Source organism: Halocynthiibacter sp., from assembly GCF_049608145.1.
Lineage (GTDB): Bacteria > Pseudomonadota > Alphaproteobacteria > Rhodobacterales > Rhodobacteraceae > Halocynthiibacter.
Map to the genome: position 1 here is coordinate 1 of NZ_JBMYXF010000020.1, position 12,140 is coordinate 12,140.

10 protein-coding genes and 1 tRNA gene are annotated in these 12,140 nt (G+C 54.4%); 1 reads left to right on the forward strand and 10 read right to left on the reverse strand.

Going from position 1 to position 12,140, the window contains the following annotated elements; genetic code table 11:
- Positions 1 to 166: 166 nt before the first annotated feature.
- The 10 genes from ACPGUT_RS08035 to ACPGUT_RS08080 form a co-directional block, all read right to left on the reverse strand.
- A tRNA-Met gene (locus ACPGUT_RS08035) sits at positions 167 to 243 on the reverse strand.
- A 112-nt stretch (positions 244 to 355) separates the two neighbouring features.
- Positions 356 to 1,435: a DUF1513 domain-containing protein gene (locus tag ACPGUT_RS08040; protein ID WP_423990167.1), complete on the reverse strand. Its 1,080-nt coding sequence runs from the start codon at positions 1,433 to 1,435 to the stop codon at positions 356 to 358.
- Positions 1,436 to 1,439: 4 nt separating this feature from the next.
- Complete coding sequence (locus ACPGUT_RS08045; protein ID WP_423990169.1) at positions 1,440 to 2,462, reverse strand: imelysin family protein; 1,023 nt, start codon at positions 2,460 to 2,462, stop codon at positions 1,440 to 1,442.
- Between the two features lie 46 nt (positions 2,463 to 2,508).
- Positions 2,509 to 4,014 (reverse strand): di-heme oxidoredictase family protein, encoded by a 1,506-nt coding sequence (locus tag ACPGUT_RS08050; protein ID WP_423990263.1) that lies wholly within the window; start codon positions 4,012 to 4,014, stop codon positions 2,509 to 2,511.
- 184 nt (positions 4,015 to 4,198) lie between these two features.
- Entirely contained in the window at positions 4,199 to 5,470 is a 1,272-nt protein-coding gene (locus ACPGUT_RS08055) for an imelysin family protein (protein ID WP_423990171.1), read from the reverse strand.
- A gap of 127 nt (positions 5,471 to 5,597) precedes the next feature.
- Positions 5,598 to 5,984 carry a hypothetical protein gene (locus ACPGUT_RS08060; protein WP_423990173.1) on the reverse strand — a complete coding sequence of 129 codons (387 nt, stop codon included), beginning with the start codon at positions 5,982 to 5,984 and terminating at the stop codon, positions 5,598 to 5,600.
- Between the two features lie 65 nt (positions 5,985 to 6,049).
- Entirely contained in the window at positions 6,050 to 6,844 is a 795-nt protein-coding gene (locus ACPGUT_RS08065; RefSeq protein ID WP_423990175.1) for a heme ABC transporter ATP-binding protein, read from the reverse strand.
- A 3-nt stretch (positions 6,845 to 6,847) separates the two neighbouring features.
- Positions 6,848 to 7,936: a FecCD family ABC transporter permease gene (locus ACPGUT_RS08070; protein WP_423990177.1), complete on the reverse strand. Its 1,089-nt coding sequence runs from the start codon at positions 7,934 to 7,936 to the stop codon at positions 6,848 to 6,850.
- Between the two features lie 2 nt (positions 7,937 to 7,938).
- Entirely contained in the window at positions 7,939 to 8,802 is an 864-nt protein-coding gene (locus ACPGUT_RS08075) for a heme/hemin ABC transporter substrate-binding protein (RefSeq protein ID WP_423990179.1), read from the reverse strand.
- Positions 8,799 to 9,860: a hemin-degrading factor gene (locus ACPGUT_RS08080; protein ID WP_423990181.1), complete on the reverse strand. Its 1,062-nt coding sequence runs from the start codon at positions 9,858 to 9,860 to the stop codon at positions 8,799 to 8,801. The genes ACPGUT_RS08075 and ACPGUT_RS08080 overlap by 4 nt, the downstream gene beginning before the upstream one ends.
- Positions 9,861 to 10,106: 246 nt before the next feature.
- Between ACPGUT_RS08080 and ACPGUT_RS08085 the strand changes: the two genes are divergently transcribed.
- Complete coding sequence (locus tag ACPGUT_RS08085) at positions 10,107 to 12,137, forward strand: TonB-dependent receptor domain-containing protein (protein ID WP_423990182.1); 2,031 nt, start codon at positions 10,107 to 10,109, stop codon at positions 12,135 to 12,137.
- Positions 12,138 to 12,140 lie beyond the last annotated feature (3 nt).

Sequence of the window (12,140 nt, forward strand, 5' to 3'; positions counted from 1 at the left end):
GACAACGAAATATGAAACAAGAAGGTGTCTAGGAAACTAGGGGCTATTCATACCAACAAATCTTGACTTTGACGTTGAACTACACGGTCAACTGGGTGCGATTATGGAAATGGTAAGCCAGAAAGAACGAAGCCCCGCAGCATGTGCTACGGGGCTTCGTCTTCGATGGTTGCGGGAGTAGGATTTGAACCTACGACCTTCAGGTTATGAGCCTGACGAGCTACCGGGCTGCTCCATCCCGCGTCAATTGAGTTTGATTTAGTCTAGCTTTCCGACGGCCACAAGCGGTTTTTTTGATTTCTGGAAGATAAATGTAAATAAAATACAAACAACACCCTCATGCTACCGCAAACTGTCACACAGGTACCAAATGATTATCCCACTGCACGCCATGTCGGGAAACTATTTGCAAATCAGTACCCTGAACCCGGGCAATATCACCAGTTCCAGCCGTCACAAGAAAACCTCCCTGCCTATCCGGCGCAACGCCGCAGACATCTGGCAAGTGGTGTTGGTGGTAAAAAGCACCATCCGCATCAAAAACCTGAAGAACACCACCGCGGGGAGACGTCACTGCAATTTGGGAACCATCACCGGAAAAACTGACCGATCCCCCATACCCATGCATCTGCTGATGCTGCGCCTCAGTTGCCTGCGCAAAATTCAACGCCTCCCCCTGCCTGTGCAACGCAAGTAATGGCGGCGCGGCAAAACGTTCGCCCTGCCACTGCAAAGCACAGGCCACCAACCCATCCGCACGCACCGCCAAGTGGCGCAACGAATTCATATATTCTGTTTCCTCAGGTTCCACCTGATCAAGTATCTGGCCCGTGGTTGAAAGATAACTAAGATTGGGGCGCATATCGGGGATGTTCAACTTTGCACGGCCCGTATCTGGGTGGGTTTCGATCCCACCATTGGCGACCACAAGGATATCCTGATCTGGCAGACGGATAATCTCATGCGGGCCAGTGCCGCCAGACGAAAATTCACCCACACGTGCCCAATGTGCGGCACGGTCCCAAACACCAATTATCCCGACCCCGTTGTCATAATCATTTTCCGGCGTGAACAGCAGATTGCCATCTTTGGAAAACACCCCATGCCCGTAAAAATGTCGCCCATCTGGCGCTTCAAGACGTGCAATTTCCCTTCCGGCGGCACAATCAATAACAAGCGCGAACGTCCCCGGACGACGCGCAAATGCGATAGCCTCGGGTCGTGTGGGATGGGCCGTCGCTGCGTGGCCCCGACCAGGCAGCGCAATACTGAAACGCTGCGAGTCATCAGAAGCAAGCCCTGCCAACACATAGTTTCCGTCTCTATTCCGCGCAGCAGAAAGCCAGGTTGGGTTCCCGGCGTCGGCCCAGGTTGCAGATGGAACAGCTCCGGCCGCCAAAAGCCCGGTCAGAAATCCACGCCGTGTTGACTTCATTGGGTCAGTCCCCGTCAAGCGCATTAAAGCCCACGCCAACCCCTATGGCTGGCCCCAACTCCATGACCAAAATTTCACGCAGACGCTCAATCGATTGCTGCAGGATTTCCACCTTTAGGCGGCCCGAAATATCAGACACGGATGCAAACACGGGATCATCCGGATCCGCGGCCAGTAAAATCGCCTCCTCAAAACCAGCCGCAAACCGTTTCGCAATTTCCGGGTGGTCTGCTGACAAGCCCGCAGCCAATTCAGACAGTTCTTCCAGCGCTACAATCACCTGATGCCGGGATCGTTCCGAACGTCGCAGCTCGGCCCGGCGCGGACGTGGTCGATCAAATGTGCCAAGCGGGCGACCGACCCGGGTTTCAGCCGTAAATTGCAGCCCTGTCGACAAGGCTTTGAACAGCTCTTGGAATACTTCTTCTTCGCTGCGATAGGCCCCATCTTCTGCCGGGTTCAGCAGAATGTCTGCATACCCATCCCCCCATTCGCTTAGGATCACGGCACTGCTGTCCACCAAACCGGTTGCAATGGCCCGGATCAATGCACAGCGATATTCCGGTGTGGCCTGTTCCGTAAAAGCAGGATCATAAAGCATGAATTCAAGTGCATATAGACCGCGTGCGGCAACCGACACCTCTTCAAAGGTTTCTGGATTAGCCACAGCCGGGTCAAGATCAGCCATAAGCTGGTTCAAAGCCTTTGCAGTTTTGCTACGGGGATCTGGCCAGAATGCAATCGCAAAAGCCCGCCCATCCACTTCAGAAGGGCCAAAACGCAGGTGACTGACACGGGTCCAGGCATCCATCATCCCACCCCAGGCAGTCCGCAAATCCGGATCCGCCGCCGCACAATGGCTTTCGGTCGCAAGCTGCAGCGACTGCGCATGATTGTGTAGTGCCTGATAACCAGGCAGGATCTGGTCCTGCACTGTATGTTCAATAACAGATCTCATATCCGCCTGCGCGCCCAAAGGCAGCAGCATCAGAATGCCAAACAAAGCAGGTTTTAAAATACGGCGCATGGCCAATCCTTCATATCTACCCGCTGCCCACCGCGATCCCCGGGGCTCACAGGCTTTCTAAAAATGCGATCAGATCCGCACGCATAGCTGGTTCCATGGCAACCACAGCATCCCGCATGTTCTGCGCTTCGCCCCCATGCCAAAGAATCGCTTCCAGCAGGGACCGCGCCCGACCATCATGCAGAAAGTATGTGTGCCCAGAAACTTGGCGCGTCAAGCCAATCCCCCACAATGGAGGCGTGCGCCATTCCTGTCCATTCGCGCGGGCTTCGGGGCGATTGTCCGCCAATCCGTCCCCCATGTCGTGCAGCAGCATATCAGAATACGGCCAGATCAGCTGAAAGCTTTGTTCGACCGAATTTTCCAGACGGTGGGTCACAAAAGCAGGTGTATGACAGGCGATGCATCCAGTTTCGTAAAACACTTGCTTGCCGCGCAGAACCTCTGGCGCATCGACATTACGCCGGGCAGGCACACCTAGGTTGCGACTGTAGAAGGTGACCAGTTCCAGACCTTCTGTATCAACCTCAAGATTCTCGCGATTGTCAGGTTCCTCGCCATGCACGGCGTCGCGGCAGTGTTGCTGTGCTTCGGTGCATTCCCCCCAGCCCCCCGGAAACAGAGGGTTGGAAATGCCGATGTCACCGGCAAAGGCCCCGGCGGATTGTTCGTTCACCGTCGCCGTGCCCGCCTTCAGGCCAAAACGCCCCAGCATGGGCATGTCAAATTCGCGGGACCAGACAATATTGGGACGGCCAGAGACACCGTCCCCGTCCAGATCATCCGGATCAGCATTGGCCAGAATATCCGTCGCCGGGATCGCTTCCAGCAGGCCTAGTCCGATCATCTGCGGGGCGATGCGCGGGCTGAACATGGCGTCCGGATGGAAAGCCCCATAGGCTGGGTCAGCGGGGGTATAGGTCGGCACGCGTAGGCTGACGGTCTCGCCCTTCAGCTGAACCTCGCGTTCCTCATAGGCAATCTCAAGCCGGATTTCCGGGTCATGCCCCGGCAAGGCCAGATCCTGCAACTGACTGCCATAGGTCGGCTCAGGCAAGGTCGCAAGATAGCCTTCAATTTCCGCCATCCCTTCGGGCAACTCATATCCCTCTGGCGCAGGAATGGACGTGCGCAGAAAGATTGAAACATTGTTGTCTTCGCCTGCTTCCGGGGGGTGCCCACGTCCATCTTTCAGATGGCAACGCTGGCAGGATCGCGCATTGTAAAGCGGTCCAAGCCCATCTGACGCTAGGGTCGACGCGGGCGACGACACCCAAATCTTACGGAAAAAACCATTGCCAATCTTAAAGGTCAGTTCATCCTCAAACGGCATATTGGCAGAGGATTGCGAAAATGCATGCGCATCGCGGCGCGCACGCACCGTGGCAGCCCCGGCAGAATTGACCTCAAACGGCCCGACCGCACTGAAATCTGTGGTGGGCCGGGTTACACGGCTGATACGCGCAGCTTCGGCTTCTGTCCGAGGAATGATTTTGAGATGAGGTTCATCTGTAACGCCTGCAAAGGCGGATGAAACTGCGCTGATGAGCATGGCTGTTGTTGCAACGCTCAGGGCTGTAACCGGCATGTTTCGCACGGGCACTGGCATCCTGTATCGGGGCATTGGTATCGCTTTTCTGTCTGGCTGTAACCTCGCGCAAGCCACAGCGTTTGTGCCTGATATGGACAGACGGCCAAGGGTGGGCAAGGGGCAAAACACCCCCTGCCCGTTTGTTTTATTCGAAAACCGCACCTGGGTTGTCGAGGGAGTCAGAACCTTCGAATTCAATCCCGTCCAGCCCCAGGGCCGCAACAACGCGTTCAATCGATTTGGTCTGATCCACCAGGCCATTCACACCGCCCATGATCAGCGCTTCACCGGCTTCATTGCCCTGTGCCAGCATTTGGTCATAAGAGAAACCGGCCTCTGCAGCGGTCTTGATGCGACCCAAAGCCAGCATCGTGGTGGACAGTTTGGACTGCATCTCAGCATCCAGAGCTGCATCTTCGTGGGACACAAGATCCGCCAGGGACGCACCGGACACCAGTTCGCCGTTCACACGGATATATTCACCCAGATATACGTTCTGCACACCCAGACCATCGTAATAATGGCTGTTGTGGGTGTTGTCAGAGAAACAGTCATGCTCTTCCTCAGGGTCGTTCAGCAGAACGCCAAGCTTCATGCGCTCGCCCGCTTGTTCGCCGTAAGACAAGGAACCCATGCCGGTCAGCATCGCAACGATGCCCGCATCTTCATTCCCCAGAACCGTGCCACGTGCTTCGCCGCCATCAGCCCATTCCGCAGTCATGAATTCAAGATCAGAGATCAGCAGGTCGGTCGCCGCTTTCAGATATTCACCGCGACGGTCACAATTGCCGTTGGTGCAATCTTCGCCCGCGGCATAGTCAGTCCAAGACCGATCGCCAGCGCCGTGATCGGTGCCATTGTTATCTTGGCCCCACAGTAGAAATTCAATCGCGTGGTAACCGGTTGCAACATTTGCTTCGACGCCGTCTGCTTCATGCAGGGTGCCTTCCAGCAGTGCAGGCGTGATAGAAGACGCGTCAATCTCGGCACCAGAAAGTGAGAAAGCAGGGTTCGCAATCACGTTCAACGCCGCCAGTTCGTTCTCATCTGTCGGACCACCGTAAGACGTACCAACATAGTCAATCAGGCCTTCGTCCAGTGGCCAAGCATTTACTTTGCCTTCCCAATCATCCACCGCAGCATTGCCGAAACGGAACACTTCAGTCTGCTGATATGGAACACGGGCAGCAAGCCAAGCTTCTTTCGCAGCTTCTAGGTTTTCTGCAGACGCATCAGCAATCAGCGCATCCACAGCCAGACCCAATGCACGGGCAGTTGTCAGGCTGTCTTCATACTTCGCATGTGCAATGTTGGCATAGTTTGTCAGAACGTCGGTTTTGCTGACGCCATGACCATCGGCAAATGCGGCTCCGGCCGTCAGTGCAAGCGCTGAAGTTGCTAGAATAAGAGATTTCATCATATGTCCCTGTTTTTCAGATAGGCCGCAAAATCACAGCCAGATAAGATTCTGGCATAACTTACTAAAAAAATCAGGAATAGCAATCTGATTATTTTAGTAAGTTATTTCTGTCGCACCCATCACCTTACGTATAGGTATCGATGATCTCCTGCAGGCTCGCATAACATTTGCGATATTCGAAAGACCCCATCTGCCCCCCAAGGCGCACAGCAACATAAAATGCTGTCGCAAGAAATAACGCGGGCCAGAGGGTGATCAGAACGTATTTCTGACAAAAGGCGTCTTTCATCATTGCGGCATAGAACTTCCAATCACAGCGCGCACGATCCCAGCGATCCCCACCCACGGCATAGCCAAAATCATGATGCCGCCAACTTGCGCTTTTGAAAAACCAGCTGGCGGATTTTGTGACAAAATCCCGAATTTTCTCTGGCAACCAAAAGGGGCCGATACCATTGCCAAAGTTCAGCTGCTGTTCCTCTGACAGCTCTTCAAACTGAGGTCGTCTCATGCGCGCTCCACTCTTTACTCACCTGTTCACAGGCTTGCAGCTACGTCTATAAGACACAACCTTCTTTACGCATTTACAACAACGCCAGGGTGAATGACCGGCGCGGTCGCAGAAACCGGTACGCTCAAATCAATCCGGCAGCCATATGCTGAGGACAGGTTTTCGCTTGTATAAACCTGCTGTACGTCTCCGCTGGCCACAACCTGCCCGTCACGCATCATCACCACATGATCAGCAAAAGCCGCCGTCAGATTCAGATCATGCATCACCGCAATCACCCCCCCGCCCCGTGCTGCGAAATCGCGGGCGATCTGCATCACCTCATTCTGGTGGGCAATATCAAGACTTGAAACAGGTTCATCCAGAAACAACCAACACGGCTGATCATCCCGGGTGGCATCCCACATCTGACACAGCACACGTGCCAACTGCACACGTTGCTGTTCCCCGCCTGAAAGCTCCTGGTAGAACCGATTTTCATAACCCATCAGATCAACCTGTCTCAGGGTTTGAAGGGGCAGGTTTTGCCGCAAAACCGCATCCGCCGCCGCCGTTCCCGCCATAAGCCCCATGCGCACCACTTCAATCACCGTAAATGGAAACGAAAGCGGGGTTGATTGTGCCAGAACCCCCCGCATAAGCGCCTGATCTGCCAAGGATACGTCAGATAAATCACGGCCATTCAGCCCAATCCGCCCACTATACGGAAGATCCCCAGTGATTGCCCGCAACAAGGTTGTTTTCCCACACCCATTCGGCCCGACAATAGCCGTAAACTTCCCCGCACGGGCCTGAACATCAACACCCTTCAAGATTTGTTTTCGCCCGATTGATAGCTTTACATTGTCTGCTTTTAGCATCGTTCACATATCCAATACGCCCCGACGGCGCAGCAAAATCCACAGAAAAACAGGTGCACCCAGCACGGCAGTTACAATTCCAATGGGCAGCTCAGCAGGGGCAATCACGATCCGGCTGATCATATCAGCAATCAACAAAAGGATCGCGCCCAGAAGCGCCGCATTCGGCAGAAGATAACGGTGATCCGGCCCGATTGAGAGACGCAGCAGATGCGGCACAACAATGCCAATAAATCCAATCCCCCCGGACACAGCCACAGCCGCCCCGGTCGCTGCGGCAACCGAAAGGATCGACAGGTTTTTCACCCTCTGCACATTGATCCCGATATGACTGGCAGCCGCCTCGCCCAACGCCAGCCCATTCAGACCCTTTCCCAGAAACGGTGCCGCAGAAAGCGCCAGCAATATGATGGGCGCAGCGGCAAAAACCTTCGACCAGGTCGCACCCGCCAATGATCCCATGCCCCAGAATGTCAGATCCCGCAGCTGCGCATCATTTGCCTTATAGGTCAAAATACCCCCGATCGCCCCCGCAAGCGCCCCCAGCGCAATCCCGGCAAGCAGCATGGTCGCAACCGATGTCTGTCCCTGGCGTGTCGCCACACGGTACAAAATCAGGGTTGATCCCCAGCCGCCCAGAAACGCGCCAGCAGGTACAATGTAATATCCCAGAAAATCCGTCAAAAGCGCAGGCAAATAGGCAGACAGCACGATAATACTGACCGCCGCAAGTGCGGCACCCGCACTGACACCGACAAGGCCGGGATCTGCCAAGGGATTGCGAAACAACCCCTGCATCAGGGCGCCAGACACGGCCAAAGATGCGCCAACCAAGATCCCCATCACCATGCGTGGCAAGCGAATATCCATCAGCACGACTTTGTCTCTCAGACTGACATCTTCGCCATTGATCACAGCAGAAAGCGCTTCAAAAACAGATGTGCCCGCTGCCCCCGTCGTCAGGCTGAAAAAACCCGTAACCACCAGAACCCCAGCAAGGATAAATCCCATTTGACGGGCAAAATGCGATCTGTCCCGCACCGGGGGGACAGGTGCGGAAACAGCGTCTGCTGCATCAGTCAGCATCGACATCTTCAGCCCTCTTCTTCGCGATAAAGCGCATCCGCCAACAGCTGAACGCCTTCGCTTGTGCGTGGTCCAAAGCCCAGCAAAAGCGTGCCATCAATACGGATAATGCGTTTGTTTTGTCCTGCGGGCGTCAAAGCGACTGCCGGATGGGCCAATACTTCTTCAGTGGCAAGACTGTGATCTCCACGTGGTGCCATCATCAGGATCGCATCAGGGGCAAGGTCAATCACCGCCTCATCCGCAAGAATGCGGTATTGTTCGAAATCCTGAATGGCGTTTTCCGCACCTGCCATCTGGATAATGCCATCCCCGCGGGTCTGTAGCCCGCCAACATTCAAACGCCCCCCAGGCATAGACAGCACAAACAGAACGCGGGGCTTTGCGCCCCCAGCCCGTGCAGCGGCCATAGCTTCCACTTTTGCCAACTCGCCACCGATACGTTCCGCCAGTGCGTTCCCTTTCTCAGGCACATCCAAAGCAAAAGACACCGCCGTAATTCGGTCTAGGATTCCCTGCGCCGAATAATCCCCCGGCACGGGCACAAAGGGCACGCCAGCTTCGGTCAACAGTTCAATCGTTTCCTGCGGGCCGGATCCGGGTTCCGTCAGTACCAGATCGGGATTTACAGAAAGCACACCTTCCGGCGACAGCCGCCGCATATAGCCCACATCCGGCAGATCATGCACCGCAGGCGGATAGACCGACGTTGTATCCCGGGCAACCAATCGATGCCCCTCGCCCAACGCATAGATGATTTCAGTCACCGCACCTCCGACTGATGCAATACGATTTGCATCAGGATAGCTTTCCTGTGCCTGCGCCGGAAAAGCTATAAAGATCGCGGCAATTGCTGAATACAGACGCGTCATTGACCTGTCTCCGCATTCTGCAGCTCTGCAACGATGTCATTCCACAGCGTCACCATATTTTCATCGATGCGACGATCCGGGAAGATCTGCAGAATGATCCGTCCCTCGGCATCAAAAGCTTCCAAGGAAACAGCGGGCCCACGTTTCGTTGGCTTGGTCACAACATAAACTTCAGCCACATGGTCTTCCCGCAGATGCATGTCAAAACGTGGGTCCAACACGTTGAACCATGGCCCCATGCGTTTCAGATTTTTCGCAGCTCCGCCGTGGATCTGAATACAGCCGCGGTTGCCAACAAAGATCATCACATGGGCATCTTTCGCAGACACCAATTCCAGTGCTTTAGACACACTGTCATTTTCGACCAAACGCACATAGGGGGCACCGGCGATCCGATACGCACCAAGACGGTTCATCTTCAGTTGGGACACAATCCGCCCAAATTGATGCGTATCCGTCATCGCATCCCATTCCGCACGCAGTTTATCGGCCTTGTCCGGATCCGCCTTAGGCATTTCAGGCACACCCTTGCTGCGGATCTCAATCGGGCTCTCCTGATCTGCAAGCTTCAGCTCTGCAACAATTGCGCCCCATAGGTCATGATTGCTGTCCTCACGCAAATGGATCTTATGTACGGCCATGCCCGTGCTTCCAAAGATCTGAAGACTACGGCGCGGGCCATTTTCACCGGGTTTCTCCACCGCGAACCCATGGGTCCAGAACTTGCCGAAGATGCGCAAGTCAACATCAGGCCCCAGCACCATCGATGCATGTGCACCATCATGCCAGTCATCATAGGTACCAACCCGTTCAATTACACAACTTTCATTGCGGGTCAGGGCCAGAACCTCGCCCAATTTCTTTGCGGCACCGATAATATCATCTGGCATGGCAGAGATACGCGTCACGCGTTGCCCATCATGCTCTCCCGTGTATGCGGCAACAAACTCTGCCTCACTGATTCCAAGATTATCTGCAAAATCACGTTCGCGGCTTTGCGGGTTTTCACTGCGCGCAGCACGTATTTCAGCGGCGGTGGGTTTGATTTCGTCCAGCATTTCAAAGCTTCCCGGATGTGGCTTTGTCTGGCGAAGGGGCAAATCACCCGTTGCTGGAGCGTGTTGTATTTTTCGTCACAGCCGTGTTTTTCATTAGTTGACAGTTTTAGTCAAGTTCATTATCGAACGCATCGACTTCTCCGGGAAACATCCGGCGACGGGATCACACGCCAGCCTGCCTTTGCATGCCAGCCCGACGCAAAAATGGATGAGGGGAAGACCATGCACCGACATGCTTCAAATAAAATGAGACTGCTTACAAGCACCACGCTTGCAGGCGTATTAACCGCTGTACTTGCAGTTCCAGCATTCGCACAGGAAACCGTTCCACAGGAACAGGGTTTCTTCACAATGCTGGGGCGCTTGGTATTTGGCGCAGGTTCTGAACGCGTGGCAATTGACGTGCCACAGGCTGTGACTGTGCTGAATCAGGACGATATCGATCGTGAACAGGCAACGACAGTTGGTGATGTGCTGGAACGCATCCCGGGTGTGACAACCGTCGGTTCTGAAAGCCGCTGGGGCGAAAGCTTTAACATTCGTGGCATTGGCGGCGGTGGATCCGCAGATGAACCACGTATCATCATGCAGATTGATGGCGTTGGTAAATATTATGAACAGTATCGCATGGGATCGCTCTTTTCTGAGCCGGAATTCCTGAAGCGCGTAGAAGTCCTGCGCGGCCCGTCGTCCTCTACGCTTTATGGTTCAGGTGCCATTGCAGGTGTGATTGCGATGGAAACTGTGGACGCCTCAGATGTGATTGAAGAAGAAGGTGACACCTTTGCACTTCGACAGCGCCTGCAGTTCAGCGACAATGGGAACGGGCGCCTATCCAGTTCGCTTCTGGCCTTTGCGCCGAATGACCAGTTTGAGGCGCTTTTTGGTTACACTTGGCGTGACTCTGACATTGCGGAAAACGGAAATGGCACGCCTTTACATGGGACAGAAGGTGTTTCTCGTGGGCTTCTGGCAAAGGCTGCCTACAGCTTTGGTGGCGCGCACTCTGTCGAAGTGTCTTATCTGCGCGATGATTCATCCATCAATGATCAGCCGTATAATCTGGTAGATGCGACCACGACCTGGGGTACTGTGGATCGGGATATTCAGGACAGCACCGCAATCTTCCTGTATAATTTTAATCCCGAAGACAACGGTCTGATCAACCTGGACGCACAGCTTTCTTATTCTGAGACTGCAGTTGATATGGAGGATGCTCAGGGTACGTTTATCCCGCCGGCTGATTATGCCTATGAAACGGTTACACTAAAACTTGAAAACCAGGCAGAATGGTCAGGCGCCAACTTCGAAAACTATCTGACAGCGGGTTTCTCGATTGCAGAACAGGATCGTCGTGCGGAACAAATTACCGGCGGGGCTGGTTTTTCTTACCATCCTGAAGGAACGGCAAGAACGACAAGCATCTACGCGCAGAACGAACTGGTGTTCGATGACCGGTTCACCATTATTGCCGGCCTGCGCGCGGATCATCAGAAAATGACGCCAGGGCCGCTTGTTCCGACAATCGACGAAACCTCTGATACGGCATATGCAGCGAACCTTGCGCTTCACTATGCGTTTGATAATGGCTGGGCGGCCTTCGGGTCTGCGTCCTATACCGAACGTCTTCCGGTTCTGGATGAAATATATGACACCCGTGCCACAAGCGGTGGCGCTACGGATGCTGCCTTGGGAACGCTGCGCTCTGAAACCAGCCGTAACGTTGAGCTTGGTGCGGCATGGTCCGGCGAACAATTGTTTGGTGATGATGACAGCCTGTCCTTCAAAGGGGTGGTATTCAGCAATGACCTGTCAGATCAGATCGCACGAAACAACGCAGGCACGGCTGTTGGGGCAATTACGCCAACCTATATCAACCTTGGCAGCAACCGCATTTCGGGGATTGAGCTTGAAGCGTCTTATGAGACCGGAACCTGGTTTGGATCTATGGCCTATACTCATCTGACCAGCACGAATGCCGACTATGAGTTGCCTGCAGATGCAATGCAACTTTCCTTGGGAACACGTTTGCCGGATCAGAACCTTGAGTTTGGCTGGAGCGTTGCTCTGGTAAAAGGCGCCTCTGATGGCACCCCGGGATATGGCGTGCATGATGCTTATGCCCTTTGGGAGCCTGATCAGGGTCTGATGGAGGGTGTCGGTGTGCGTCTTGGTGTCTCGAACCTGTTTGATAAACAATACCGCTCTAATCTGCAGTCGTCACAGACTTCCCGGATCGGCCGTACTGTAAGCCTGACACTGACAAAAACTTTCTAATCA